This window comes from Herbaspirillum hiltneri N3 (assembly GCF_001267925.1).
Classification (GTDB): Bacteria; Pseudomonadota; Gammaproteobacteria; order Burkholderiales; family Burkholderiaceae_D; genus Herbaspirillum; species Herbaspirillum hiltneri.
This window is the reverse complement of record NZ_CP011409.1, coordinates 3,755,021-3,780,744: the sequence shown is the minus strand read 5'-3', so window position 1 is coordinate 3,780,744 and position 25,724 is coordinate 3,755,021. Positions and strand designations below refer to the sequence as shown.

26 protein-coding genes are annotated in these 25,724 nt (G+C 58.0%); 22 read left to right on the top strand and 4 right to left on the bottom strand.

Annotated elements, in window-relative coordinates; all coding sequences use genetic code 11:
• Positions 1-186: 186 nt before the first annotated feature.
• A complete protein-coding gene (locus tag F506_RS17250; RefSeq protein WP_053199447.1) occupies positions 187-1,896 on the bottom strand; it encodes a methyl-accepting chemotaxis protein in 1,710 nt (569 codons plus the stop codon).
• An 814-nt stretch (positions 1,897-2,710) separates the two neighbouring features.
• Positions 2,711-3,106, bottom strand: coding sequence for a GFA family protein (locus tag F506_RS22760; RefSeq protein ID WP_083457981.1), 396 nt, complete (start codon positions 3,104-3,106; stop codon positions 2,711-2,713).
• Positions 3,107-3,226: 120 nt separating this feature from the next.
• On the opposite strand from F506_RS22760, the gene F506_RS17240 reads away from it, so the two are divergent.
• The 5 genes from F506_RS17240 to F506_RS17220 all read left to right on the top strand — a co-directional run bounded on the left by F506_RS17240 (position 3,227) and on the right by F506_RS17220 (position 7,176).
• A complete protein-coding gene (locus F506_RS17240; protein WP_235471197.1) occupies positions 3,227-4,123 on the top strand; it encodes a LysR family transcriptional regulator in 897 nt (298 codons plus the stop codon).
• Between the two features lie 142 nt (positions 4,124-4,265).
• On the top strand, positions 4,266-4,919 hold the full coding sequence (locus F506_RS17235; RefSeq protein WP_053199439.1) for a hypothetical protein: 654 nt from the start codon (positions 4,266-4,268) through the stop codon (positions 4,917-4,919).
• Positions 4,920-5,364: 445 nt separating this feature from the next.
• On the top strand, positions 5,365-5,952 hold the full coding sequence (locus F506_RS17230; protein ID WP_053199437.1) for a hypothetical protein: 588 nt from the start codon (positions 5,365-5,367) through the stop codon (positions 5,950-5,952).
• Between the two features lie 146 nt (positions 5,953-6,098).
• Positions 6,099-6,662, top strand: a complete 564-nt coding sequence (locus tag F506_RS17225; RefSeq protein ID WP_144424082.1) for a hypothetical protein — start codon at positions 6,099-6,101, stop codon at positions 6,660-6,662.
• Positions 6,663-6,771: 109 nt separating this feature from the next.
• Positions 6,772-7,176 carry a VOC family protein gene (locus F506_RS17220; protein WP_053199433.1) on the top strand — a complete coding sequence of 135 codons (405 nt, stop codon included), beginning with the start codon at positions 6,772-6,774 and terminating at the stop codon, positions 7,174-7,176.
• 132 nt (positions 7,177-7,308) lie between these two features.
• Here F506_RS17220 and F506_RS17215 read toward each other — a convergent pair whose 3' ends face one another.
• A complete protein-coding gene (locus F506_RS17215) occupies positions 7,309-9,423 on the bottom strand; it encodes a TonB-dependent siderophore receptor (RefSeq protein WP_053199431.1) in 2,115 nt (704 codons plus the stop codon).
• 412 nt (positions 9,424-9,835) lie between these two features.
• On the opposite strand from F506_RS17215, the gene F506_RS17210 reads away from it, so the two are divergent.
• The 11 genes from F506_RS17210 (at position 9,836) to F506_RS17160 (ending at position 20,789) form a co-directional block, all read left to right on the top strand.
• Positions 9,836-10,897: a LacI family DNA-binding transcriptional regulator gene (locus tag F506_RS17210; protein ID WP_144424081.1), complete on the top strand. Its 1,062-nt coding sequence runs from the start codon at positions 9,836-9,838 to the stop codon at positions 10,895-10,897.
• 186 nt (positions 10,898-11,083) lie between these two features.
• Positions 11,084-11,890, top strand: a complete 807-nt coding sequence (locus tag F506_RS17205; protein WP_053199426.1) for a transporter substrate-binding domain-containing protein — start codon at positions 11,084-11,086, stop codon at positions 11,888-11,890.
• Positions 11,891-12,141: 251 nt separating this feature from the next.
• On the top strand, positions 12,142-12,840 hold the full coding sequence (locus tag F506_RS17200) for an amino acid ABC transporter permease (RefSeq protein ID WP_016832033.1): 699 nt from the start codon (positions 12,142-12,144) through the stop codon (positions 12,838-12,840).
• Positions 12,837-13,487, top strand: coding sequence for an amino acid ABC transporter permease (locus F506_RS17195; protein WP_053199424.1), 651 nt, complete (start codon positions 12,837-12,839; stop codon positions 13,485-13,487). Before F506_RS17200 ends, F506_RS17195 begins: the two co-directional genes overlap by 4 nt.
• Complete coding sequence (locus F506_RS17190; protein ID WP_016832037.1) at positions 13,474-14,208, top strand: amino acid ABC transporter ATP-binding protein; 735 nt, start codon at positions 13,474-13,476, stop codon at positions 14,206-14,208. Before F506_RS17195 ends, F506_RS17190 begins: the two co-directional genes overlap by 14 nt.
• Positions 14,205-14,951: a sugar phosphate isomerase/epimerase family protein gene (locus F506_RS17185; RefSeq protein ID WP_053199422.1), complete on the top strand. Its 747-nt coding sequence runs from the start codon at positions 14,205-14,207 to the stop codon at positions 14,949-14,951. The genes F506_RS17190 and F506_RS17185 overlap by 4 nt, the downstream gene beginning before the upstream one ends.
• 38 nt (positions 14,952-14,989) lie before the next feature.
• Entirely contained in the window at positions 14,990-15,934 is a 945-nt protein-coding gene (locus tag F506_RS17180; protein ID WP_053199420.1) for a sugar kinase, read from the top strand.
• Between the two features lie 19 nt (positions 15,935-15,953).
• The gene (locus F506_RS17175; RefSeq protein WP_053199418.1) at positions 15,954-16,913 is read left to right on the top strand and encodes a 2-hydroxyacid dehydrogenase; all 960 of its coding nucleotides are present in this window, start codon (positions 15,954-15,956) and stop codon (positions 16,911-16,913) included.
• A 228-nt stretch (positions 16,914-17,141) separates the two neighbouring features.
• Positions 17,142-17,897, top strand: coding sequence for an electron transfer flavoprotein subunit beta/FixA family protein (locus tag F506_RS17170; RefSeq protein WP_053199417.1), 756 nt, complete (start codon positions 17,142-17,144; stop codon positions 17,895-17,897).
• A gap of 12 nt (positions 17,898-17,909) precedes the next feature.
• On the top strand, positions 17,910-18,860 hold the full coding sequence (locus tag F506_RS17165; protein ID WP_053199415.1) for an electron transfer flavoprotein subunit alpha/FixB family protein: 951 nt from the start codon (positions 17,910-17,912) through the stop codon (positions 18,858-18,860).
• 129 nt (positions 18,861-18,989) lie between these two features.
• A complete protein-coding gene (locus tag F506_RS17160) occupies positions 18,990-20,789 on the top strand; it encodes an acyl-CoA dehydrogenase (protein ID WP_053199413.1) in 1,800 nt (599 codons plus the stop codon).
• Between the two features lie 40 nt (positions 20,790-20,829).
• Here the strand turns inward: F506_RS17160 and F506_RS17155 are convergent, their stop codons facing one another.
• Complete coding sequence (locus F506_RS17155) at positions 20,830-21,246, bottom strand: NINE protein (protein ID WP_053199412.1); 417 nt, start codon at positions 21,244-21,246, stop codon at positions 20,830-20,832.
• Between the two features lie 272 nt (positions 21,247-21,518).
• Here F506_RS17155 and rpsP point away from each other — a divergent pair, with 272 nt between their 5' ends.
• The 6 genes from rpsP to F506_RS17125 all read left to right on the top strand — a co-directional run bounded on the left by rpsP (position 21,519) and on the right by F506_RS17125 (position 25,622).
• On the top strand, positions 21,519-21,773 hold the full coding sequence (gene rpsP, locus F506_RS22755) for a 30S ribosomal protein S16 (protein ID WP_083457979.1): 255 nt from the start codon (positions 21,519-21,521) through the stop codon (positions 21,771-21,773).
• Positions 21,774-21,867: 94 nt separating this feature from the next.
• Positions 21,868-22,422 carry a ribosome maturation factor RimM gene (gene rimM / locus F506_RS17145; protein WP_235471196.1) on the top strand — a complete coding sequence of 185 codons (555 nt, stop codon included), beginning with the start codon at positions 21,868-21,870 and terminating at the stop codon, positions 22,420-22,422.
• Between the two features lie 46 nt (positions 22,423-22,468).
• Complete coding sequence (trmD, locus tag F506_RS17140) at positions 22,469-23,215, top strand: tRNA (guanosine(37)-N1)-methyltransferase TrmD (RefSeq protein ID WP_053199406.1); 747 nt, start codon at positions 22,469-22,471, stop codon at positions 23,213-23,215.
• A gap of 133 nt (positions 23,216-23,348) precedes the next feature.
• The gene (gene rplS, locus F506_RS17135) at positions 23,349-23,732 is read left to right on the top strand and encodes a 50S ribosomal protein L19 (protein WP_007879931.1); all 384 of its coding nucleotides are present in this window, start codon (positions 23,349-23,351) and stop codon (positions 23,730-23,732) included.
• 70 nt (positions 23,733-23,802) lie between these two features.
• Positions 23,803-24,468, top strand: a complete 666-nt coding sequence (locus tag F506_RS17130; protein WP_053199404.1) for a CoA pyrophosphatase — start codon at positions 23,803-23,805, stop codon at positions 24,466-24,468.
• A 197-nt stretch (positions 24,469-24,665) separates the two neighbouring features.
• Positions 24,666-25,622, top strand: coding sequence for a CobD/CbiB family protein (locus tag F506_RS17125; protein WP_053199402.1), 957 nt, complete (start codon positions 24,666-24,668; stop codon positions 25,620-25,622).
• The last annotated feature ends 102 nt before the right edge of the window (positions 25,623-25,724 follow it).

Below are 25,724 nucleotides of genomic sequence, written 5' to 3'. Positions count from 1 at the left end.
TGCCTCCTTATTGCAAGTGGGTGAGATTGTGGTGTGCGCTGAGCGGTCCCGCCGCATTGAGATGGCGACAGGGAGGCCTCAGCATGGCTGCGTAAGAAATGGAATACCTGAGCAGACCTTCGGCTCTCTGCTCAGAAAGAATGCCCGGACGACAGTGGCATACACGAATAAAGCCGCCTTGTACGATCAGAAGGTTTCCCAGTCGTCGCCCGACGTTGCCGTCGGCTTGGCGATGTCGGAGGCGGGTGAGCTCAGTGCTGCCACCGGACGTTTCGCCGCAGGCGACTTATGTGGCTTGGCGATCGCCCGGGCTGCCTGCGGGAAGGCGACAGCCCGGGGTACTGCGCTTTGTTGTTCGATAAGCTTGAAAATCGACACCGCATCCTTGAGCGACAGGGCCTGTTGCTCCAGCGACTTGGCGGCCGCGCTGGCTTGCTCGACCAGCGCGGCGTTTTGTTGCGTCGCTTCATCCATCTGCGTGACAGCGCGCGAAACTTGATCGATGCCCGAACTTTGTTCGCTCGAAGCAGAAGAAATTTCCCCCATGATGTCGGTTACGCGCTGCACAGCGCCAATGATCTCGCTCATGGTCTGGCCGGCCTGGCCGGCCAGCGTGGAACCGGTCTGCACGCGCTCCACCGATAACATGATCAGGTCCTTGATCTCTTTGGCTGCGCTGGAAGAGCGTTGCGCCAGGGCGCGCACTTCGGTCGCAACCACCGCAAAACCGCGTCCTTGCTCGCCGGCGCGTGCTGCTTCGACGGCAGCATTGAGCGCCAGGATATTTGTCTGGAAGGCGATGCCGTCAATGATGCCGACGATCTCGGTGATCTTGGTCGAACTGTCCCGGATTTCATCCATGGTGGTGACGACCCGGCTGACCACGTCGTTGCCGGCACTGGCGATCTGCGAAGCGTTGACGGCGAGCGTCGATGCCTGACGCGCGTTGTCAGCGTTGTGCTTCACGGTGCTAGTCAGTTCTTCCATGCTGGACGCAGTTTCCTCGAGCGAGGCGGCTTGTTGTTCTGTGCGAGAAGACAGGTCGAGGTTGCCGGCGCTGATTTCCTTGGTCGCGGTGGCGATGGCATCGCTGCCGGTGCGTACGGTGGAGACGGTCTTGGTCAGATTTTCTTGCATCCTCGATAAGCCCTTTAACAACTGGCCCATTTCATCGTGCGAGTGCACGTTCACCCGATGCGTCAAGTCGCCTTCGGCGATGTCATCGAAATGTTTGAGCGCCTGTTCGATCGGACGCGAGATCGCGCGGCGCAGAGAGAACCAGCTATAACCTGCCAGCAGCAGGCCGATCACCATTGCCGCGATGGAAATCATCCTGAAGTTTTCGTAGCGTGTCAGCGAGTCTTCGTAGTTTTGACGTGCAGCGTCGGTTTCATATTCATTGAGTAGCGTGCCGCTTTTTTGCATCGCCGTGTAGACGGTGCCGACCAAACGCGCCTTGTCGGAAATCTGCTGGCGATCCCCGCCTTTGATCGCGTCTCGGAATTCGTCTATGGCTTTTTCGGTCTTGGTCAGACCGTCCGTGACTTCCTGCACCAGTTTCTTGCCCTGATCGCTTTGCGGTAACGCTGCATACTTTGCCCACCACTCCAGCGCCTGCTTTCCGACATCTGCTTCGGTTTTGTACATTTGCTGCGCCCAAGCCGGGTCGGTAGTCAGCGCAGCCTGGTCCAGCGAGGTGCGTTGCCGGCCGACCCACAACAAGGTATTGTCGGCAGCCACGGTCTTGGGCATGCGAACCTGATACAGCTCGCGGTTGATCTTCACGACGGTGGATATGCCGAAGAGGCCAGTGGCACCGATGGAGAGTAGTAGCGCGGAAAGGACGGTCATGACAAGTGCGAGACGCGACTTGATTGTCAGGGAGGCAAGTTTCATGTTGGGTATTTTTGAGTTATTAGTGACTGTGTTAGTGACTGTTGATGTTTGACCGTACCTTCGTAATCGACTTGAAATACGTTAACGCTTGGCAAACTCACATTGATTGAACAAATTCATCTGAGACGAGGGATGTACTTTTTTATCAATTCCTGCGTGTGCTTCAAAGAATACCGACTATCTTCCTCATTCCGGAGCTTAGGAATTTCATTACTTAACGGCGAACGAAATGATGTTCTGAAGTAATTTTTCTGCTAAAAGCAAAAAATTTACAATTGAGCAGACGTCGCTATCGAAATGGGAATGCGCTTTGTAAAAAGCGCCTAGGGAATGGTGATAATTTAACAACCAATTGACGCGACAGACACATTCCGTGCGCTTCGCTCACGGGGCACGTTGCCCACACCAAATCCTACGGGTGCCGGCACTCTCTGACGAAAGAATGCAGAAAGATAGGTCAGGCTGGGTAGTCAGTGTCTAGACTTCGGGCGAAATGGCTACCTAATCTGCGCTAAGCTAAGAAGTTAAGTGTTGATACTCTCGCCATCTTTCCCCGATGGCTCAAGATGGTTGAGGCACGGTCTCTTCGGTGCCGCTATCAATCTGGTGAGTTACGGTCGGAAGTGAATTATGTTGACGGCCATGAACATGGTGCTTGCCGTAATTTCATAAAATGGTCAATTGGCAACAGAAGGTCAGTATGAGTACGGTCGAATCCGGTGAATAGAAGTATTGGCGGGAGGACGGGAGCTTGACGTAATGGACGGCCGCAATCGGCCAGATGCAGACGTTCTCTCTCAAAGTGAACCGATTCTTAATATTCGTCGTGTTGAGGAAGCTGATCTGTAATATGGTACCAAGGTGCCTTGCTTCCGACAAAAACATGTCGTTGTGCCTGCACGCCCGGGTCTGTATCCAGGGTCCCCAAGGGGAAGCCAAACACTTCCGGATTTTCGTCGAAGCGCGTCAAAAGACTCGATCCACATTCACTGCAAAATCCTTTGTGCTCACCAGATGAGGACTCGTAGAACTTAACGAATTCCTCTCCTGATATCCATTTCCAATCTTTACTCGCTACCTTGGCGCGCGTTCGAAACGCAGATGCATGCAGCTTTCGGCACATCGAGCAATGACAATTTAGGACATCGGTCAGCAGGCCGTCAATTTGATACTGCACGCGGCGACAAAGGCAGCTTCCTCGTTGAGTCATGACATTTCCCACTTGGGTTGATATATGAAGATTCGGTGTCGGAAATCATATGGTCCTTCCGAGGTTTGATAAAGTAGGTCCTTGTTAATGGATTCTTTATCTTTCCTAAATAATCGACACATGGATCAACTTTTCAATATGCAAGTTTTCTGCCAGATAGTTGATTCCGGCAGTATGGCGCAAGCTGCGCGAGTATTAGGGCTGGCGCCTGCAACTGTCACGATGCTATTAGCTCGTACCGAAACGAAACTGGGCGCTCGATTGCTCGATCGCACGACTCGTCGCATCAACGTTACGGAAGCAGGGCGCCTTTGGTACGAACATGCAAAACGAATCGTCGAGCAATCTGCAGAAGCAGAGGAGGCGATACGCAGCCTCGCGGCAGAACCACGTGGCTCTCTTCGAGTAGCATTGCCACTAGGCGTAGCGATGACCTTCATCTATCCTCACCTGCATGAGTTCTCAATACGTTTCCCTAAAATAGATCTCGATCTGCAGGTAAATGACCAGCTGGTTGATCTTGTTGGAAATCGTTTTGATCTGGCCTTCCGCGCCGGCCATGCCAAAAATTCCGATCTTATAGTTCGGAGGTTATTGCCCTATCGCCGCGTCACCTGTGCAAGTCCCAAATACATCGCACAATATGGAGCGCCAGAGCATCCGGATGATCTGCCTCAGCACCAATGTCTTCTGTATCGTCATGAGCCACATGCTTCGCATTGGAATTATCAAATCAATGGCGTCAGCAGAAAGGTTTCTGTTGCAGGGATGTATACGAGCAACGAATCGCATGCACTGCTTGCGTGGGCACGGACGGGTCTGGGGGTCACCATTCAGCCCGAGTGGCTCGTCGCTGATGATCTACGGAACGGACGCCTGGTTCGCTTGCTGGAGGAATATGCAATACATATTCCGTCTGAGTTGCCGGCTATCTACGTAGTCTTTCCAAAAGCTCGTAGGCGCCCGGCGAAGGTCGAAGTTTTTGCTCAGTTCTTCGCTGCGAAAATGGCTGTGTAACAATGCGTCCGCAACCGGCCAGAAACAGACACTCACCAAACTCTATTTTATGACCCCTCTATCAATGAGTGAGCGTTATTGCGCTTCATATCTGCCACCATACGACCAGCGGCACCGAAGGCGGGGCCACTTAAAGACGTACATGAAGCGATGGCTTCAGTTACTCGCATTTCTGGGAATGATTGCGGCATTGAATGGCTGCGGTGAAACCGTGAATACGAGCGAAGAGAATAAGATAGCGAAGCCGATAATTGAGGCGCAGATCGGTGATACGTGGAACGAAGTGATCCAACGTTCAACGCTAAAATTGGAGGCGCTACCTAAGTCTGGTGGAGTTGTTATAGACCGGCCTCATACGTTTATCTATCGAGATCCGCGTCATCGGATGCAGCTCGACGATGTCAGATACGTCAACGTGTTCATCGGGTATGAGAAGACGACAATTCGTTCGTTTGGTATTGGCCCCTACCGAGAATCAGAAGGAGTAGAGGAAACATGGAGACGTCTGCAAGACATCATTCACAAGATGGAGCAGGCAGGGTGGATCCCAGACGATGATACGAACATACGTAACCCCAGTGCAAAATCAGCAAAGCAGCTACTTAGCCAGTATCGAGAATTGCCAGGTGGGGCACGAGGAGGCGAAAGATTTTGGTATGACGAGTACGGTAACGAGGCGTGGGTGGAGTTGGTGAAAACGATCACGGGCCAAGCGCCGGGTGAAGAGCCTCGCTTCAACGTGGTGCTTCAGATCCAAACAGCGATGTACCCCAAGAAACCAAGAGATCAGAAGTAATATCTATAACAAGTGCAAGCGTATGTATCAATTCAATAATTTTTGACAGCGCATCTAACGTACCGGCCAATCAAAGGAATGACCGCAATCGGCGGTGCGGACATAAAAGAGGAACTGATAAATGAACATTGATCCGACACAAGAAATCGACAGACATAAAGCACTTTGCTGCCCCTATTGCTTCATATATACCCCTTGGTCAAATGAGTTTTGGTACACAAGAGTTTGCGGGCATTGCAATCAAAAGTTCTTTGTATTTCGAGGGCAATACTTGAGACGCAAGGAGTGGTATGTTGCTCAAACCATCATCGTTCTATGTGGCTTGGTGGCTGTTGCACTGATCATCCTTAGATAGAAGCGTCCAAAATCGGCCAGAAACAGCCATTCAAATCAAGGAATGATTGCGCGCTTCAGGAGTGGGTTGCCTTCAAAGAGTTAGGATTCAATGATCGATGCAGAACAAGCGAAGACCCTGGTACTTCGTCACAGTGAGGCTTCATCCCAGGGTAGGGAACGCTTTGCTATCCAGTCCTGTACGCTGTCTGAGCGTGGTGATTACTGGATCATCCGCGCCAACAGTGAGGACTTTGTCGTCCGAGGTATCCAGGAACGTTGCTACGTCGGGGTAACTGCTCATCTTGTCAATGCTGTTTCCGGCCAAATCGAAACCGTCGGCAGCGCACGGAGTGTCGATCAGTACCTTGAAGACAAGTACGATGTCGCCGCAGCCGGGGCTATGTACTACGTGCTGGGTCCCGGATTTGGGAAGGACGACAAGCATGCTGTTATTCTGCTCCGGCAGAAACTTGAGTGTTCGCTGCAGCAGGCAGTGAAACTTGTTTTACCCGCGTCATCCAGTTGGCTTACTGGAACGCGGCGTACGCTTCTGCATATGAAAGCGATGCTGCTTCGAGAAGGAATTTCCACATGCATTCAACTTCGCAAGAGCCCGATCCCTGCAGAATTGATCGATGACTCAGTTTGGCATTGGGATGCACTGAAGTCAGTTTTAAATCGGGTAGCGGCGAAATGAAATCCGATTTTCGGACCACTGGTCAAGTAGACTGACGCCCAGTCGTCTTCCCAGGTTCGCAATGGGGATAGCAATCGGCCAGTCGCGGCCCGTGGTGAATCAATAGACAGGCTTGCTACACAGCTTCGCGTCACAGTGGAACGCCGATGTTGGCTATGTATTGCAGCTACGAAAAAGGACCAAGAAGAATGAAATGCTTCCACAGCCGGTTAAAGCGCGTTTTGTTTTTGCTGTTTACTTGTTGCTCACTGAATTGCAGCGCATTTGATGTTGGCGGCTATAAAAGCGGTATGAGTTTGCAGGAGGCCAAAATAAAGGCAGCCGAGCTGAGAGATATTGTCAACGGCACGGATTCGGCCCTGGCCATCAGCCGTTTCAACTCCGAGACGCGCGGATTTGATACCTACGCACTATTGTTTTGCGAGAATCACTTGTATCAGATTAATCGCCCGCAGTCGTTTTCGGCCTCATCGTTTGTCACTCTTCTAACGAACCATTTAAATCAATATGGACCGCCGGATATCGTGTCTGGACGTCATCCCATGCTTGATTACAATCACATTCAAGAGGTCGAGTTCAAATGGCGAACGGCGTCAGACACCATTATATTGGCAGTCAATTCTCCCGAGAAATTGGACTCGATACCCAAATTGGTCCCCGGCATGATTCAAGCGTATGTAGATACCCGTATTCAGTGTCCAAAAAATTAGAAATACATCACTGATGTTCAGATAGCCGACTGGAAATCACGTAGAACGCGCATCAACGCATGTCTGCTAACGGCCAGAAGCCGTCCTTCAAACAGGCTAAGGAACCATTGTGTTTTCCCATATTTTCGTGAGCGTCAGCGATTTCGACCGAGCCTTGAATTTCTATCGTCCCGTCATGGACAGCCTTGGTGTCGAAATGCGGTTCTGTGAACCGGACAAGCCGTGGGCGGGATGGCATAGCGCAGACGGTGAGCGCCCATTCTTTGTCATTTGCAAGCCCCATGACGGGCAGCCTCATCACTCAGGGAACGGGCAGATGGTTGCGTTCGCAGCGGCTTCCAGGGCCGCTGTTCGGGTGACGCATCAGGTTGCCCTGGCGAACGGCGGCACCTGCGAAGGCTTGCCGGGGCTTCGTCCGCAATACCATGCCAATTACTATGGCGCCTACTTTCGGGACCCGGACGGGAACAAGTTCTGCGTTGCTTGCCATGTCCCGACACTTGACGGCTCATGACACTTTTAACAAAAGCAGGACCCCGCCAGGATCTGCCGTCGCTCACGTCATAAGACGGCCGGAAATCCGCATCAATAGCGATGGTTCCCAAGAGGAACATCCGGACGGCCATTTTGCGTCATAAGGTCGGGCTCAGTAGCGATAACCCAGCGTCAGCATCACGATGCGGTCGTCGCCGAGCGCAACGGCATTGGCCAGGCCGCCGGCGTAGTATTGCGTGTTGAAGATGTTCTTGACGTTCAGGGCGGTGCGCCAGCGCGCGGCATTGTAGGCGACGCCGACGTCGGTGAGCACGTAACCCGGCAGCGAATAGCCGTTGGTGCGTTGGCGGCTCTGGCCGTGCACGCCGCCATTGAGCTCCCAGCCGGTTAGTTCGCCTTTGAAGCGGTAACGCGCGCTGGTGTTGAAGTTGTGGCGCGGGACGTTGTCCAGCCATTGACCGTTGGTCGTGACCTTTTGTCCGCCGTCGTCGCTGATCACGGCCGAGGTGTAGGAATAACCTGCCATCAGGCTCACGCCGTTCCTGAAGTCGCTGGTGATGCCGATTTCCCCGCCTTGCGAATGCTGCTCGCCGACCGCGATCTTGAAGGTGGTGTTGTTCGGATCGGTCTGCAACACGTTGCGGCGGCGCAGATCGAACAAGGCCATGTTCAGGTTGGTGACGCCTTCATCCAGTTCCACCTTGACGCCGGCTTCCCACTGCTTGCCTGTTTCCGGCTTGAAGGTATTGCCGCCGACGTCGGTGCCGGCGTTCGGGTAGAACGACGTGGAATAGCTGACGTACGGACGCACGCCGCGCAACACTTCAACCATCAGCGCTACCGAGCCGGTGTTGGCGCTGGCGGGATTGTCCGTGTGCGTAGCGGTGCGGATGTTGTCCGAATAGGTGGAAGCGTTGTCGCGGCGGAGGCCGGCCAGCAGCTGCCAGCGGTCGCCGAACTGGATCTGGTCGCGCAGGTAGATGCCCAGATCGCGCACCGTGGTCGAGGTGTTGGTGCCCGGCGTGGCGGGGCAGACCAGGCGTGCGCCGTAGACCGGGTTATAGACGTTCAGCGCGGTCACCGTGCAGGCGAACGAGCGCACGTCTTCGCGCGTGTTCAGGTAATCCGAGCCGAAGGTGATCTGGTGCTTGCCGGCCGCAGTATTGAAGCTGCGCTGCAAGTTGGTGTCCATCGTGAAAGTCTGGCCATTGTAGGTCTGGTCGGTGCCGGTGCGCGTCAGATTCTGGCTGGTGGCGGTGAGCGCGTTGTTGGCAACCAGTTGGCCGCTCATCGCGAACTGTTGCCAGCGCAGGTTGTTGTTCAGCGTCCAGCCGTCGTCGAAGCGATGCGTCAGCGCGTAGCCCAGGCGTGTTTCGGTGGCGTTGTACGGCCGCGCCGCAGGTTCGCCGATGAAGAGGCTGCGCGGCAGCGTGCCGTTGCGATTCGGGTTGATCGATCCCGACAGCGGCAGGCCTTGCTGGCGGATGTAGCCGCGTTCCTGAAAGCTGGTCAGGATGGTGAAGTCGGTGCGCGCGCCGAGATCGAGCGAGAGAGACGGCGCGATATAGCGGTTCTTATACCACACAAAGTCGGTCGCGTCATTGGCATTGGAAATCAGGCCGTTGATGCGGAAGGCTTGCTTGCCGTTTTCCGACAGCGACTTGTTCAGGTCGATTGTCGCCTGGCGGAAGTCATGGCTGCCGACTGTGACGTCGGCATTGGCGAAGTCGTAGCCTTGCGGACGTTTGCTGACCATGTTGACCAGGCCGCCCGGCAGCACCAGTCCGTACAGCAGTGAGGCCGGTCCCTTCAGCACTTCCACTTGTTCCAGGCCGAACAGCTGTTCGGCGACACGATTGGAGGCGGCAGTGCGCAGTCCGTCCAGATACAGCGAGTCGGACGCCACCTGGCCGCGAATGATCAGGTCATCCCATCCGCGCCGGCCGTATTGGCCGGAGACCACGCCAGGCGCATTCTTGAGCGCGTCTGCGAGCGTCACGGCCTGCTGGCTGTCGAGCACGGCGCGCGGCACCACCGAAATGGACAGCGGCGTCTGTGACAACGGCACGGATGATTTGTTGACTTGCGCTTTCACCGCGCTGTAGCGGTTTTCTCCATCGCCGTCGGCGGTCACGTTCACGGCGGGCAACTGGTTCGTGTCTGCGACGGTCGCCGGGGTGGAAGACTCTGTGGTTTGCGCCAGCAGGATCGACGGTGCAAGGGTAATCAGCCCGAGAAGGGCGGTGCGGGTGCGTTTAACGGACATGAGAGCGGGGGAGGTAAATTGTGATAATGAGAACTATTTCTATTTATTGTATCGTCTCATATCGCGATGCAGCAAATGATTTGAGAGATATTTTGTAGTTCTTGCCCGGCTTGTTTGTCACTGAAATTTGCCTGACTCAGTATCAGCGCATGGGCCAGGCATGACGACGAGAGTATCCGGGGGATACGCCGCCGACATTTTTTCCCGGGGGAAATGTCGGGATCCCTTTCATCCTTTTCCATCAAATTTTTCATGTGAAATAGTTTGCCAAACAAATTTTCGGCTGTTATCTTGGAACCGGTTCCAAAGATTCATCATAAAAAAGAAACCTGGGAACCCGTAGCACAAATCAATCGATTATCGGTAGATAACAATCAACGATTTGGCAGGTAGAGTGAGACAAAAATCCAATATGCAACACATGCGCAGCGCCGGCGCGGGCAAGGTCACGATTGCCCAGGTCGCACGCGAGGCGGGTGTGTCGAAGACAAGTATTTCACGGTATCTCGGCGGCGAACTTGACGCCTTGTCGGCGCCCCTGCGCGAACAGATTCGCAGCACGATCGCCCGGCTCGGCTATCAACCAAGCCAGATGGCGCGCGGCCTCAAGGGCGGGCGCACCAAGCTGATCGGGATGCTGGTGGCGGACATCCTGAATCCGTATTCGGTCGCCGTGCTGCACGGCGCCGAAGCGGCTTGCCAGGAACACGGCTACACGCTGATGCTGTGCAATACCGGCAACGACGAAAAGCGCGAGAAGCAATCGCTGGCGGCTTTGCATTCCTACAGCGTGGAAGGCCTGCTGTTCAATACGCAGGGGCGCAATGTGACGCCGCTGAAGGAATTGGGACAGGCGGCGTTTCCGGTTGTGCTGCTGGACCGGCGCGTCGAGGGCTGTGATTTTGACCTGGTCGGACTGGACAACGTCGGCGCGGCGCGCATGGCAACCGAGCATCTGCTGAGCAGCGGCTATAGCGATATCGGCCTGGTGGTGCAGCCCTTGCAGGGCGTCAGTTCGCGCCAGGGACGGCAGGCCGGCTTCCTGCAGGCAATGTCGACACGACCTGACTGCCATGGCGAGACGCTGGAAGTGCACATCGACCAGCCGGGTCACGTGGCGACGACCGTGCACGAATTCCTGAAGCGCCGACGTAATCAGAACGGTGACGGCAGGGTCGCGATTCTGGCCGGTAACGGCATGGTGTCGCTGCAGATTGCGCTGGCGCTGCAAAGCATGAAACTGCGCTTCCCGGAAGACATCGGTCTGCTGTGTTTCGATGAACTGTCTTGGTCGCCGCTGGTGGGCAGCGGCATCAGCACCATCGAGCAGCCGACCTACGACATCGGCTTTGCCGCGATCGAGCGCCTGCTGGCGCGCATCAATGGCGAAAGCGCACCGCGTCGCGAGATTTTGCTGGACGGCCGCCTGATTCCGCGCGGCTCGAGCAAGCTGGCTCAGGACATGGTTTTATAAAGAATTCTGGAACCGATACCAGAAAAATCAAATGCACAAGCGATGCATCACTGCCCAGAAAAAAGCAGCAAAAGAAGCAGTAAGAAAGACGTAGACAGTCGTACTACAGCGGGCGCAAGCCTATAACGAGGACGTTCATCCGGCTCCCTTATCCAGGGCAGGGGATGACGAAAAGGAGACTACACCATGAGCATCAAGAATCTGTTGAGCACCAAATTCATCGCGCTGACCCTGGCCGCTACCTGCGCAGTCGGCGCGGCAGCCAGCGCCAGCGCCCAAACCGTGGCCGACCTGATCAAGAAGGGCAAGGTCACCATCGGCGTCGTCAGCGGCACACCGCCGTTCGGCAGCGTTGACGCCAAGGGCGAACCGATCGGTTACGACGTCGACGTCGCCAACCTGATCGGCAAATACCTGGGCCTGCCGGTGGAAATCGTTCCGCTGGTGCCGCCTGCACGCATTCCTGCGCTGGAATCCGGCAAGGTCGACTTCCTGGCCGCGACCCTCGCTCCGACGCCTGAACGCGCCAAGTCGGTGATGTTCACGATTCCTTACAGCGGCTTCGAGTTGTCCATCGTCGGTCCGGTCGCGTCCAAATTCAAGAACCTGAACGACCTGGTCAAGAAGAAGGTCGGCGTTTCGCGCGGCAGCACCAACGATACTGCGCTGACACGTCTGGCGCCGGCCGGCACCGTGCTGGTCCGTTTTGAAGATGACTCCACCGTCACACAGGCTCTGCTGAGCGGCCAGGTAGATGCGATCTCGATCCCGAACACCATGGCCAACGAAATCGTGAAAACACGCGGCGCCGGCAAGATCGACGTGAAGTTCCCTTACTCGGTGCAACCGAACTCGATGACCGTTCGCAAAGGCGCATTCGATCTGCAGCAATGGCTCAACAACTTCATCTACTACGTCAAGCTGAATGGCGAACTGGATGCGATCTCGCGCAAATGGGCGGGTTCGCCACTGCCGAATCTGCCAGTTTTCTAAAACCTGCCAACGATCCTGCTGCGAGACCATCATCTGGCGTCGGGCGGAGCTCGGAATCCTTACGTGCTTGAGTACGTTCCAAGGGTTTCAACTGAGCTGCGCTCCGGCCGCCACCAGCTGACGGCCTCTCGCAACTGATCGCAGACAGGTTTGGATGCATTGCGTTGATCTCCGTTGAATTAAAAAGACGGGGCTTGGCAAGGCGGGTTCTTACCATGGGACCCGCCAAGTGAATCGGCAAGGAGTAGACGATGTCTTATGATTTTCAGTTTGCGTTCATCTTTCAGCACATGGACCAGCTGTTGTGGGGAGCTTTGCTCACCATACGGCTCAGTGCGCTGTCGATGATCTGCGGTTTGGCGGTGGGTATCTTCGGGGCGATCGTGAGCATTCACGGTTCCGCGCCGGCCCGCTTTGCGGTCACTTCCTACGTGGAACTGATCCGCAGCACGCCTTTCCTGGTGCAGTTGTTCATTATCTTTTTCGGCTTGCCCGCTGCGGGTGTGCAGGTCGACGCCAATGTCGCGGCACTGGTGGCGATGACGGTCAATCTCGGTGCGTATTCGACCGAGATCGTGCGCGCCGGCATGATGGCGGTCCATCCTTCGCAAATCGAAGCGGCGCAGGCGCTGGCGATGACGCGCTGGCAGGTGATCCGGCACGTGGTGCTGACGCCCGCATTGGAGAAGGTCTATCCGGCATTGGCCAGTCAGTTCACGCTGATGATGCTGGCGTCGAGCGTGGTGTCGGCGATCTCCGCCGAAGAGTTGACCGCGAGCGCCAACCTGCTTGATGCGGAAACCTTCCGCAGCTTCGAAATTTACCTGATCGTGATGGGGCTCTATATTCTGCTGGCGTTGCTGTTCCGCCTCAGTTTCTGGCTCATCGGTCTGGTTGTGTTTAAACGCCGCCGCCGTCTTGGCGTAGCGCGGCCAAGGGGGAACCGATGATTGCCGAATTTTCCTGGGACCAGTTCATCTTCTTGTGGGAAGCTGCGCGCTGGACCGTGCTGTTGTCGGTGCTGGCGTTCATCGCCGGCGGCGCCGCCGGTTTCGTCGTGGCGCTGATGCGCACCTCGCATCTGCAGATTCTGCGCACCTTGTCGGCGGTGTATATCCAGATCATCCAGGGCACGCCGGTGCTGATCATCCTGTTCCTGTCGTTCTACGGACTGGCGATCTATGGCTTCAAGCTGCCGCCGATGGTGGCGGCGACCATCGCCATGACGATCTACACCAGTGCCTACCTCGGCGAAATCTGGCGCGGCTGTATCGAAGCCGTGCCGGTACCGCAGTGGGAGGCGTCGACCGCGTTGGCGATGACGCGCTGGCAGCAGCTGCGCTATGTGATCCTGCCGCAGGCAGTGCGCATTTCGCTGCCGCCGACGGTCGGCTTCCTGGTACAAATCGTCAAGAACACCTCGATTGCCTCCATCATCGGTCTGGTCGAGTTGACGCAGGCGGGCAAGCTCGTCAGTAACGCGACTTTCCAGCCCTTCCTCGTCTTCCCGATTGTCGCCGCGATCTATTTCATCTTCTGCTATCCGCTGTCGCGATTCAGTTTTGCCCTAGAAAGGAAATTCCATGCCCATCGTTGAGATCGAGAACATCACCAAGAGCTTCGGCAGCAACCAGGTCTTGAATGGGATATCGTTGTCCGTCGAGCGCGGACAGGTTATTGCGGTCATCGGCCGCAGCGGTTCGGGTAAAAGCACCATGCTGCGTTGCATCAATGGCCTGGAGACGATTGATGGTGGTAGCATCAATGTCGCCGGTCACAAGCTCACCGCCAAGCATGAGCACCTGATCGAGCTGCGCAAGGATGTCGGGATGGTGTTCCAGCACTACAACCTGTTCCCGCATCTGACCGTGGAGGAGAACGTCATGCTGTCGCCGCGCATCGTCAAGAAAGTGGCGACCGAAAAAGCGCGTGAAACCGCGATCAAGGTCCTCAAGCAGGTCGGCCTCGATCACAAGCGCGACGCCTATCCGGAGCAATTGTCGGGCGGCCAGCAGCAGCGCGTGGCGATTGCCCGGTCGCTGGCGATGGAGCCGCAGGTCATGCTGTTCGACGAAGTGACCTCGGCGCTGGACCCGGAGCTGACGCAGGAAGTGCTGAAAGTCATGGAAGAACTCGCAAGGGGAGGGATGACTATGTTGCTCGTCACGCACGAAATGGAATTCGCCCGGCGCGTCGCCGATCTCACCGTGTTCATGCATCAGGGCAAGGTGTGGGAAGCGCGTCCGTCGAAGGAATTCTTCTCCGATCCGCAAACGCCGGAAGCGCGCCAGTTCGTTGGCGCCGGCAACATCAAATGAAGACCCCCGTATTGGTTGCGGCCTCGGCCTACGGCGCAGATTTCGTGCGCCAGGTCGGGCATGCGCACCTGATTCCGATCGTCGCCGCAGCCGGTGCGGCGGGGTTGGAAATACGCCGGGAATTGTTTGTCGAGCTGCCCGATTTCGAGGACCTGCACGGACTTCTGGCGAAGCACAAGCTGTTCTCGGTGTATTCGGCGCCGATCGAGTTGTTCCGCCAGGATGGTTCGCTGGCGCGCGATGAACTCGATCAGGTGATGGACGAGGCGCAACAGCTGCAGTCGCGTTTCCTTAAAGTGTCGCTGGGGCATTTTTCGCCGGCCAGCAACATGCTGGACTGGTCGCGTTTCGTCGCGCAGGCGCCCGTGCCTTTGCTGCTGGAAAATGACCAGACCGAACATGGCGGCAAACTGGAATCGATCGCCAATTTCCTGGCCGTCTGTTCCGGCACCGGCGTCCCGGTCGGCATGACCTTCGACATGGGCAACTGGCGCTGGAGCGGCGTCGATGCCGAAGTGGCGGCCCGCACGCTGGCGGCGCACGTGCAATACGTGCATTGCAAGGGCGTGTGGAACGACAAGGGCAAGCTCAAGGCGATTCCGCTCGATGAAGACGACGCCGTCTGGCGCCGCCTGTTTTCCCATTTCCCGCGCGGCGTGCAGCGCGCCATCGAATTCCCGATCATCGGCAAGGACCTGGAAGCGATGACCCGCGATTACGTGGCGATGCTGGCTTCGGCCTAGGCGCGTCGTCTGCCGTACACCATCAGAGAGAACAAGTAATGCAAACACAACTGGACGTCGTTACGTACGGCGAAGCACTGGCGTTGTTTGTCGCGGACGAAGTCGGCGATTTCGCGGATGTTGAAAAATACACGCGCCGCCTCGCGGGCGCGGAAACCAATGTCGCCATCGGCCTGGCGCGCCTGGGCCTGAAGGTTGGCTGGGTCAGCCGCGTCGGCAACGATTCCTTCGGCCGCTTCATCTGCAAGCGCGTTGCCCAGGAAGGCGTCGACGTCAGCCACGTGGCGACCGACAAGGAATTCCGCACCGCGATCCAGCTCAAGGCCAAGGCCGTGGATGGAGGAGATCCCGCCATCGAGTATTACCGCAAGGGTTCGGCCGCGAGTCATCTGTCGCAGGTCGATTTCGACGAAGCCTATTTCGGTGGCGCACGCCACCTGCATACGACCGGTATCGCCGCCGCCTTGTCGCCGACCACGATGGCGTTCGCGCATCACGCACTGGATTTCATGCGCGCACGCGGCAAGACGATTTCCTTCGATCCGAATCTGCGTCCGATGCTGTGGCCGTCGCAGGAAGTCATGGCGCAGAAGCTCAACGAGCTGGCGTTCAAGGCCGACTGGGTGCTGCCCGGCCTGAGTGAAGGCAAGATCCTGACCGGCCACAGCGAGCCGCGCGATATCGCCGCGTTCTATCTTGAGCGCGGCGTCAAGCAAGTCATCATCAAACTGGGCGCGGACGGCGCCTACTTCCGCAACGCCAGCGATGAAGGCATCGTGGCCGGCGTCGCGGTCAAGGAAGTGGTCGACACGGTCGGCGCCGGCGACGGTTTTGCCGTCGGCGTGATCAGCGGCTTGCTGGAAGCCTTGTCCATGCCGGAGGCCGTGATGCGCGGCAACCGTATCGGTGCATTCGCCATCCAGGTGGTGGGCGACATGGAAGGTCTGCCGACGCGCGCACAACTCGACGCCGCTTCCGCCTGACGCCATTCGGGAATATCCAATGAAACAACATGTAGTCGTATACAAGAAGTTGCCGGAGGATTTGCTGCAACGCCTGCGCGATGAATTCGAGGTCACCTGTTTCGAAACGGTCAACGCCGGCAACCGCGCCCAGTTCCAGGCGGCGCTGGCGACGGCGCAGGGCATCATCGGCGCCAGTTTGCCGATCGGCAACGACCTGCTGGAGGCGGCTCCCTTGCTCAAGATCGCTTCGACGGTGTCGGTCGGCGTCGACAACTTCGACCTCGATTATTTCCGCAAGCGCGGCCTGATGCTGGCGCATACGCCGGGCGTGCTGAACGAGGCGACGGCGGACGCGATCTTTTCACTGATTCTTGCCAGCGCGCGCCGCGTGGTGGAGTTGGCGGAATTCGTCAAGGCCGGCAAATGGAAGGGCAGCATCGGTGAGTCGCTGTTCGGCGTCAACGTGCATGGCAAGACGCTGGGTATGCTCGGCATGGGCCGCATCGGTGGCGCGGTGGCGCGGCGGGCGCATCATGGTTTCGGCATGAAGATCGTGTATCACAACACGCGCCCCAATCCCGAGGCGGAAGCTTCGCTGGCGGCGACGTATGTGACGCGCGATGAACTATTTCAGCAGGCCGACTTCGTTTGTCCGATGCTGCCGCTGACGGCGCAGACCGAGCGCACCATCGGCGCGCGCGAGTTCGGACTGATGAAGCCGAGCGCCATTTTCATCAATGCCTCGCGCGGACGCATCGTTGATGAGGCGGCGCTGATCGAGGCGCTGCAGCGCAAGACCATTTACGGCGCGGGACTTGACGTCTTCGAACAGGAACCATTGCCGGCCGATTCTCCGTTGCTGCAATTGCCCAATGTCGTGGCCTTGCCGCATATCGGTTCGGCCACGCACGAAACGCGTCGCGCCATGGCCGAACTCGCCGTCGACAATCTGATTGCCGGCTTGCGCGGCGCACAACCGGTGCATCTGGCGGTGTAATTTTCCTCTGCGGAATCCGGACGGCGTCGTCCGGAAACTCCGCTGACATCCTTTCCAAAAAAGCTGTTCCAAGGACTTTCGCTGCGGCGATTTAGTGTGTATGCTTCACACATTAAAAAGAACGATCGTGCTAAATTTGAATGGTGTCCGGCTTTTGCCGCACTTTTGCTTTTATAATCACTGTTCAGTTAACGTTTACGTCAATTCGATTTTTCCAAGGACCAGGCGATGAAAGTATTAGTCCCCGTCAAGCGGGTAGTAGATTACAACGTCAAAGTACGCGTCAAATCCGACGGTAGCGGTGTCGACATCGCCAACGTCAAGATGTCGATGAACCCGTTCGACGAGATTGCGGTGGAAGAAGCCACGCGTCTCAAGGAAGCCGGTAAAGTCACCGAAGTCATCGCGGTTTCCTGCGGCGTGACGCAATGCCAGGAAACCCTGCGCACCGCCATGGCCATCGGCGCCGACCGCGGCATCCTGGTGGAAACACCGGCCGAGCTCGACCTGCAACCGCTGGCTGTCGCCAAGCTGCTCAAGGCCCTGGCCGACAAGGAGCAGCCGCAACTGATCATCCTCGGCAAGCAAGCCATCGACGACGACTCCAACCAGACCGGCCAGATGCTGGCGGCGCTGCTGGGCTGGCCGCAAGCCACTTTCGCCTCGAAGGTCGTGGTCGAAGACGGCAAGGTCTCGGTCACCCGTGAAGTCGACGGCGGCCTGGAAACCCTGTCGCTGACGCTGCCCGCCATCGTCACCACCGACCTGCGCCTGAACGAACCGCGCTACGTCACGCTGCCCAACATCATGAAGGCCAAGAAAAAGACGCTGGACATCGTCAAGCCGGACGATCTGGGCGTCGATGTCGCCCCGCGCGTCAAGACCCTCAAGGTCGCCGAGCCGGCCAAGCGCAGCGCAGGCGTGAAAGTGCCTGACGTCGCCACGCTGGTGGCGAAGCTCAGAAACGAAGCCAAAGTCATTTAAGGAAGAGACAACATGACCGCACTCGCAGCGTTAGTTATCGCAGAACACGACAATGCCAGCCTCAAGGGCAGCACACTGAACACCGTCACCGCCGCAGTACAGACGCAACTACAAGCCGGCGGCAACGTCCACGTCCTGGTCGCAGGCCACAATGCCAAGGCCGCCGCTGACGCCGCCGCGCAAATCGCCGGCGTAACAAAAGTCCTGCTGGCCGACGCACCACACTTCGCCGACGGCCTCGCCGAGAACGTCGCCGAGCAAGCACTGGCCATCGCCAAGGACTACACCCATATCCTGGCCCCGGCCACTGCCTACGGCAAGAACATCCTGCCGCGCGTGGCCGCCAGGCTGGACGTGGCGCAGATTTCCGAGATCACCAAGGTCGACAGCCCGAACACCTTCGCGCGTCCGATCTATGCAGGCAATGCGATCGCCACCGTGCAATCGACTGATGCGATCAAGGTCATCACCGTGCGCACGACCGGTTTTGATGCTGCAGCAACAGGCGGCAGCGCAGCGGTCGAATCGTTGACGGCCGTGGCCGACTCCGGCAAGTCCAGCTTCGTCTCGCGCGAAGTGGCGAAGTCGGATCGTCCTGAACTGACCGCCGCCAAGATCATCGTCTCGGGCGGCCGCGGCATGGGATCGTCGGAAAGCTTCAAGATCCTCGAACCGCTGGCCGACAAGCTCAACGCCGCCATGGGCGCCTCGCGCGCCGCAGTCGATGCGGGCTATGTGCCGAACGACTGGCAAGTTGGCCAGACCGGCAAGATCGTGGCGCCGCAGCTGTATATCGCCGTCGGTATTTCCGGCGCGATCCAGCATCTGGCCGGGATGAAGGACTCCAAGGTGATCGTGGCGATCAACAAGGATGAAGAGGCGCCGATTTTCTCGGTGGCCGATTACGGCATCGTCGGCGACTTGTTCGAGGTCGTGCCCGAGCTGGTCAAGCAACTGGGGTAAGCGGCAATACCAAATCGGCCCTCTCGCATGACAGGGCCGATTTTTTAGCAGCGGCAATATGACAAGCAGTAAAAACGAATGCGTAAGCAGCGCAACAACAGATTGCGTACACAGGATCAGGAGTCGGAGATGAGCTACGTCGCACCATTGAAGGATATGCTGTTCGTCATGAACGAACTGGCTGGATTGTCGGAAGTCAACGCATTGCCCAACTGCGAAGACGCCACACCGGAAACCGTGGAAGCCATTCTGGAAGAAAAGGCCAAGTTCTGCAGTGAAGTGGTGGCGCCGCTCAACCATTCCGCCGACAAGGAGCCGAGCTCCTGGAGCGATGGCAAGGTCACGACCAGCAAGGGCTTCAAGGAAGCATTCAGGCAGTTTGGCGAAGCAGGCTGGCAGGGCGTGCAGCATCCGGTCGAATTCGGCGGCCAGGGCCTGCCGAAACTGGTGGCGACGCCCTGTATCGAAATGCTCAATTCCGCGAATCTCTCTTTCGCACTGTGCCCGCTGCTCACCGACGGCACCATCGAGGCGTTGATGACGGCCGGCACCGAGGAGCAAAAAAGTACCTATCTGACCAACTTCATCTCCGGCAAGTGGACCGGCACGATGAATCTGACCGAGCCGCAAGCCGGTTCCGACCTGGCGCTCGTGCGTACGCGTGCGGTGCCGCAGGACGACGGCACGTTCAAATTGTCGGGCACCAAGATTTTCATCACCTACGGCGAGCACGACATGGCCGAGAATATCGTCCATCTGGTGCTGGCGCGTACGCCGAATGCGCCGGAAGGCGTGAAAGGCATTTCGCTGTTCATCGTGCCGAAGTTCCTGGTCAAGCCGGACGGTTCGCTGGGCGAGCGCAACGACGTGCATTGCGTCTCGATCGAACACAAGCTCGGCATCAAGGCCAGCCCGACGGCAGTGCTGCAATTCGGCGACCATGGCGGCGCCGTCGGCATGCTGGTCGGCGAAGAAAATCGCGGTCTGGAATACATGTTCATCATGATGAACGCCGCGCGTTTCGCGGTCGGTATCCAGGGCATCAGCATCGCCGAACGCGCCTATCAACAAGCCGTGGCCTACGCCAAGGACCGCGTGCAATCGCGCGACCTGGCGGGTTCGGCCGGCGCGGTCACCATCATCCACCAGCCGGACGTGCGCCGCATGCTGATGTCGATGCGTTCCCAGGTGGAGGCGTCGCGCGCGCTGGCGTATGTCGCCGCAGCGGCGTCGGACGCCGGTCATCATCACGCCGACGAAGCGACCCGCAAAACCAACCAGGCCGTCTACGAATACCTGGTGCCCATCGTCAAGGGCTGGTCGACCGAGTTGTCCATCGACGTCACGTCGACCGGCGTGCAGGTGCATGGCGGCATGGGCTTCATCGAAGAAACCGGCGTCGCGCAGTATTACCGCGATGCGCGCATCCTGGCGATTTACGAAGGCACTACCGCGATCCAGGCCAACGATCTGGTCGGCCGCAAGACCTCGCGTGACGGCGGCGCCGTGGCCAAGGGTATCATCGGCCAGATCCACAAGACCGAAACGGCGCTCGCCGCCGGCACAGGTGAGTATGCCGACGACCTGCAGGCGATCCGCAAGCGCCTGGTTGACGGAACGCGCGCGCTGGACGACGTGGTCAACTACGTGGTCGCGAATATCAAGACCGACATCAAGGGTGTGTTTTCAGGCAGCGTGCCGTATCTGAAGCTGGCCGGCGTAGTGCTGGGCGGCTGGCAAATGGCGCGCGCTGCGCTGGTGGCCGTCGACAAGCTGAAAGCCGGCGAGGGTGATGCGCAGTTCTACAAGGCCAAGATTGCGACTGCGCGTTTCTATGCGGATCACGTGTTGACCCAATCCTCGTCGCTGCGCGCTGCAGTGGTGGAGGGCAGCGCCGGCGTGCTGGCGCTGACCGAAGAGCAATTCTGATGCGGGGGCGCTCGCCGGCGTGACCGGCGGGCGCCCCGGTTCAGCCGTAAGCGCCGCCGGTGAAGAGCAGATCGAAACTGCGCGCCATCAAGGCGATCACCGACATGGCACCGACGCCGAGCGTCAATACCAGGATCAGCGCCAGGACCCAGTGCGATTCCGATTTCTTGCCGGATGCCGGGTTGCGGGTCGCATCCCATTTTTCGTCCGGCGTCAGTCCGATGACGAGGGCTTCGAGGAAGCCGCACAATACCGACAGCGCAAACAGCATGCCCATGAACAGCGGCTGCGAGTTGCTGAACGTCCAGATCAGCAGCGCCGACACCGGCAAGGTGGCGAGATGCAGCCAGCCGATCGGGTCTTTGCGGCCGGCCATATAAAAGCGATGGATGCCGATGCCGCCGAAAACGGCGGCCAGGAAAGTCGTGAAGGTCTTGTTCTTGTGCTGAATTGTCATGAAGCTAATTTCTCGATGGCAAAAGAAGGCGCAGGATCGGCCTGCAGTGTTGTAAAAAAACTGCGCCTAGTATAGCCGCAGGAAAGGGCGTCCCGAAGACCGTTTCGGGGCGCGTCGCCCTGAAAAGGGCAAAATCAGGCGGGAAGGACGGAAGGAGCCGGACCGGTTCCGCGCCCGGGTCTGGCCGCTTTCCCGTATTCATCTTGCTGCGTGGCCGGTAATTCGGCTATAATCACCAGCTTTTCCGTGTTCGAACACTTTTTGGAACCATTATGGTCGTTATTCGTTTAGCTCGTGGAGGCGCCAAGAAGCGCCCATTCTTCAACATCGTTGCAACTGATTCGCGCAATCGCCGCGACGGTCGCTTTATCGAGCGTCTGGGTTTCTACAACCCGGTTGCATCCGGTAAGGAAGAATCCTTCCGTATCGCTCAGGACCGCCTGGCTCACTGGGAAGGCGTCGGCGCACAGCTGTCCCCAACCGTTGCCCGTCTGGTCAGCGAAGCAGGCAAGAAGGTCGCTGCTTAATTGCAGTTGCATTCGGCTTTAGTTTCGCAAGCGTATTGGTAAGGCAGGTTTGTCGCGCACATCACAATCAGGCGTTGCAGTTCCCCCGGATCTGTTGACGGTAGGTTACATCTCAGGTGCTTATGGTATTCAGGGATGGGTGCGGGTCAAACCTTATTCAGCGGATGCAGATGCTCTGCTGGGCGCAAAAACCTGGTGGCTGGACAAGCCGGAGTTGCGCGATGTCGAGATGATGCAAGCCAAGTCCCACAGCGGTGATGTGGTGGCAAGGTTAATGGGAGTGGCTGGTCGTGATGCCGCCGAAGCGCTCAAGGGCGCCGTGGTGCAGATCGCGCGCAGCCACTTTCCTGCTTTATCCGACGGAGAATTTTACTGGGTCGATCTGATCGGCCTGGCAGTTGAAAACATGCAGGGCGAGTCCCTGGGCGTGGTCAGCGATCTGATGGACAACGGGGCTCACCCGATCCTGCGTGTCGCGGTTCCCACCGTTCCGGTTGAAGTGCAAACTGAAGTTCAGGTCGAAATTCAGGCTGAGCGCGCCGGCGGCAAGGCTGCTGCAGAAATCCTGATTCCGTACGTTGACCAGTTCGTCAAGACCGTCAGTCTGGCGGACAAGAAAATCGTGGTCGACTGGGGACTGGATTATTGATCCGGCAGCGCCATTCGTAATATTGAAATATTGAAAAAGGTGCCGGATGCAATTTGACGTCGTCACGCTTTTTCCCGAAATGTTTGCAGCGTTGACGCAGTCCGGCGTAACCCGGCGTGCGTTCGAGCAAAAGAAGTGGGGCTTGTCGCTGTGGAATCCGCGGGATTTCACTAACGACAATCATCGCACCGTGGACGATCGGCCTTATGGCGGCGGACCCGGCATGGTGATGCTGGCCAAGCCGTTGCAGCAGACGCTGCAGGCGGCGAAGCAGCGGCAACTCGACATGAATCTGGCGGCGCCGCGCGTGGTGTATTTGTCCCCGCAAGGCAAGCCGCTGACGCATCAGCGCGTCATGCAGTTTGCTGAAGACGCCGGCGTGGTGTTGCTGTGCGGTCGTTACGAGGCGATAGACCAGCGTTTGCTGGACAGCCATGTCGACGAAGAAATCAGCCTCGGCGATTTCGTGCTGTCGGGCGGTGAATTACCGGCGATGGCGCTGATGGATGCCGTGATCCGGCAATTGCCGGGCGTGCTCAACGACGGCAGCTCGGCGGTTGAAGACAGTTTCGTCAACGGCTTGCTGGATTGTCCGCATTACACGCGTCCTGAAGAATATGAAGGCGTGGCGGTGCCGCCGGTGTTGATGGGCGGCCACCATGCAGAAATCGTGAAGTGGCGACGCGAGCGGGCGCTTGAAGCGACCGCGAAGAAGCGTCCCGACCTGATCGCCAGGGCGCGCCAGGACGGCTTGCTGAGCAAGGCGGACGAGAAATTTTTAAGCAGTTTGTAGCAAAGCAGCAAAAGTGCGGACAAGGCCGGAAGACAACTGAAGGCGGCGTTCGTTGATCAACCCCATCCTCTACCGGGCAGGTCGACTCAGTCGACGAAGTGAGCGCCGGCAAGATGGCATTCGGAGTATTAAAATGGATCTGATCCAGCAATTAGAGCAAGAAGAGATCTCGCGTCTCGCAAAGAACATCCCTGACTTCGCGCCAGGCGATACAGTTATCGTCAGCGTCAACGTGGTTGAAGGTACGCGCAAGCGCGCCCAGGCTTACGAAGGCGTCGTGATTTCGCGTCGCAACCGTGGTCTGAACTCCAACTTCATCGTCCGCAAGATTTCGTCGGGCGAAGGCGTTGAGCGTACATTCCAGTTGTACTCGCCGCTGATCGCATCGATCGAAGTCAAGCGTCGCGGCGATGTCCGTCGCGCCAAGCTGTACTATCTGCGTGAGCGTTCCGGCAAGTCGGCACGTATCAAAGAGAAGCTGCCTAACCGCCGTGGCACTGCCAAGGCTGAAGCGTAATCTTCGGTATTTGCTTGAAAAAAGGGCGTCTTCGGACGCCCTTTTTGTATTCAATCTTTGAGGTGCAGTCTTGGCAATTTTTGATCCTCTCGATCTTCCGATAGAGTCCGTCGCCGGCGAGGCGAGGCTGGATGCCGAGCGCATGCAGGAGGATAGCCTGCGCCGCCGTTTCGCCGAGGCGCGCCCCTGGACACCGGAAATCAACGTCGAACAGCAACTGCGCCAGTCGGCCGGTACGCCGCGTCCGGCGGCGGTGCTGATGCCCATCGTGCTGCGCGAACAAGGGCCGACGCTGCTGTTCACCCAGCGCACCGCCGATCTCAAGGACCATGCCGGGCAGATCAGTTTCCCGGGCGGGCGCACCGAACTGAGCGATGTTTCGCCGGTTGATACCGCATTGCGCGAAACCGAAGAAGAAATCGGCCTGGCGCGCCGCCATGTCGAAGTGATCGGTTCGCTGCCGGAATATTTCACCGGCACCGGCTATCGTGTCACGCCCGTGGCCGGCCTGATCCGGCCGCCGTTTGACGTGGTACCCGATCCGCGTGAAGTGGCCGAAATCTTCGAAGTGCCGTTGGCCTTCCTGATGGACGGCATGAACCACCAGCGCCGCACCATCGAATTGCCGAATGACCTCGGCCGCCGCACCTTCTACACCATGCCCTACGAACGCTTCTTCATCTGGGGCGCGACCGCCGGCATGCTGCGCAACCTGTTCCATTTCCTGCGCAGCTGAGAGCGGGGCAGCGGCCTGAAGAGGGCCGCTCATAGGGGAAATATCTCCCGCCGACAACATAAAACCTCAGAAATACTTGCTGCCGTTGTATCATTTAGCTGTTTCCGCGAAGGTCGTGCGCTCTGTGCGAACTCATATTCGCTTGGCAATAAGTACACCAACAAGTACACAAATAAGACTCACCAAAAGGCGGCTTGATGACATTTCTTTCCATACTCTTTGCGCTCCTGATCGAACAACTGAAGCCGTTGCGGGCGGACAATCCGATTTACGCCGGGATCAAATCCTTCGCGGCCCGGATTGAAAACTGGTTCAACGCCGGTCATGCGCATCATGGACGTCTGGGATGGTTTGTCATGGTCGGTGCGCTGACGGTGCCGGCCGGCCTGATTTACTGGGTCTGCCTGCGCATCAGCCCGCTGGCGGCGCTGGCCTGGAACGTGCTGATTGTCTACATGACGCTGGGCTTCCGCCACTACAGTCACTATTTCACCTCGATCCAGCTGGCGCTGAACACCGGCGACGACGTCGCCGCGCGCGCCTTGCTGGCCGAATGGACCAAGGAAGACACTTCCGACCTCGACGTGAGCGAGATTTCCCGCATCGCCGCCGAAAAAGCGCTGGTCACCACGCACCGCCACGTGTTCGGGGTGTTCTTCTGGTTCCTGATGCCGGTCGGTCCGGCCCTGGCCGTGATGTACCGCGTATCGGAATACCTGGCGCGCGCCTGGAACGAGCCGGATCACATGAAGCAGGAAGTCTTCGGCCGCTTCGCCGAACGCGCGTTCTACTGGATCGACTGGATTCCGGCGCGTTTCACTGCGGCGGCGTTTGCGGTGGTCGGCAATTTCGAAGATGCGATCTACGCCTGGCGCAATTTCGCCGATCGCTGGACCGACGAAGCCGTCGGCATCATCCTCTCGGCTGGTGGCGGCGCCATGGGGGTACGTTTCGGCACGCCGGCGGAATCCGCCTCGGGCGTGTTGCCGATCGATGCCGCGACCGTCGATTCGACGCTGGAGTCGACCGATGGCTTCCCGGGCGATCCGCCTTCGCCGCGCACCTTGCAAAGCACGGTCGGCCTGGTCTGGCGCGCCATATTGCTGTGGATGTTCCTGTTGCTGCTGTTGTCGGTGGCGGTCTGGCTGGGGTAGAGGCGAGGCAAGGCAAGGCAGGGCGGGCTGACATGAAACCGGTATTGCCCGCAAGGCAAGGTTTTTGCGGGCCGCCCCGGTTGTCCAGATAGTGGTGTATCT

Bases quoted from the DNA above. Each gene is read 5' to 3' on its own strand.
- F506_RS17240 (WP_235471197.1), top strand. From the start codon at position 3,227: ATGGATCAACTTTTCAATATGCAAGTTTTCTGCCAGATAGTTGATTCC.
- F506_RS17215 (WP_053199431.1), bottom strand. From the start codon at position 9,423: ATGTCCGTTAAACGCACCCGCACCGCCCTTCTCGGGCTGATTACCCTT.
- F506_RS17200 (WP_016832033.1), top strand. From the start codon at position 12,142: ATGTCTTATGATTTTCAGTTTGCGTTCATCTTTCAGCACATGGACCAG.
- F506_RS17185 (WP_053199422.1), top strand. From the start codon at position 14,205: ATGAAGACCCCCGTATTGGTTGCGGCCTCGGCCTACGGCGCAGATTTC.
- F506_RS17205 (WP_053199426.1), top strand. From the start codon at position 11,084: ATGAGCATCAAGAATCTGTTGAGCACCAAATTCATCGCGCTGACCCTG.
- F506_RS17195 (WP_053199424.1), top strand. From the start codon at position 12,837: ATGATTGCCGAATTTTCCTGGGACCAGTTCATCTTCTTGTGGGAAGCT.
- F506_RS17175 (WP_053199418.1), top strand. From the start codon at position 15,954: ATGAAACAACATGTAGTCGTATACAAGAAGTTGCCGGAGGATTTGCTG.
- rpsP (WP_083457979.1), top strand. From the start codon at position 21,519: ATGGTCGTTATTCGTTTAGCTCGTGGAGGCGCCAAGAAGCGCCCATTC.
- trmD (WP_053199406.1), top strand. From the start codon at position 22,469: ATGCAATTTGACGTCGTCACGCTTTTTCCCGAAATGTTTGCAGCGTTG.
- F506_RS17210 (WP_144424081.1), top strand. From the start codon at position 9,836: ATGCAACACATGCGCAGCGCCGGCGCGGGCAAGGTCACGATTGCCCAG.
- F506_RS17155 (WP_053199412.1), bottom strand. From the start codon at position 21,246: ATGACAATTCAGCACAAGAACAAGACCTTCACGACTTTCCTGGCCGCC.
- F506_RS17125 (WP_053199402.1), top strand. From the start codon at position 24,666: ATGACATTTCTTTCCATACTCTTTGCGCTCCTGATCGAACAACTGAAG.
- F506_RS17235 (WP_053199439.1), top strand. From the start codon at position 4,266: ATGAAGCGATGGCTTCAGTTACTCGCATTTCTGGGAATGATTGCGGCA.
- F506_RS17160 (WP_053199413.1), top strand. From the start codon at position 18,990: ATGAGCTACGTCGCACCATTGAAGGATATGCTGTTCGTCATGAACGAA.
- F506_RS17165 (WP_053199415.1), top strand. From the start codon at position 17,910: ATGACCGCACTCGCAGCGTTAGTTATCGCAGAACACGACAATGCCAGC.
- F506_RS17180 (WP_053199420.1), top strand. From the start codon at position 14,990: ATGCAAACACAACTGGACGTCGTTACGTACGGCGAAGCACTGGCGTTG.
- F506_RS17250 (WP_053199447.1), bottom strand. From the start codon at position 1,896: ATGAAACTTGCCTCCCTGACAATCAAGTCGCGTCTCGCACTTGTCATG.
- F506_RS17190 (WP_016832037.1), top strand. From the start codon at position 13,474: ATGCCCATCGTTGAGATCGAGAACATCACCAAGAGCTTCGGCAGCAAC.
- F506_RS22760 (WP_083457981.1), bottom strand. From the start codon at position 3,106: ATGACTCAACGAGGAAGCTGCCTTTGTCGCCGCGTGCAGTATCAAATT.
- rplS (WP_007879931.1), top strand. From the start codon at position 23,349: ATGGATCTGATCCAGCAATTAGAGCAAGAAGAGATCTCGCGTCTCGCA.
- F506_RS17225 (WP_144424082.1), top strand. From the start codon at position 6,099: ATGTTGGCTATGTATTGCAGCTACGAAAAAGGACCAAGAAGAATGAAA.
- F506_RS17230 (WP_053199437.1), top strand. From the start codon at position 5,365: ATGATCGATGCAGAACAAGCGAAGACCCTGGTACTTCGTCACAGTGAG.
- F506_RS17170 (WP_053199417.1), top strand. From the start codon at position 17,142: ATGAAAGTATTAGTCCCCGTCAAGCGGGTAGTAGATTACAACGTCAAA.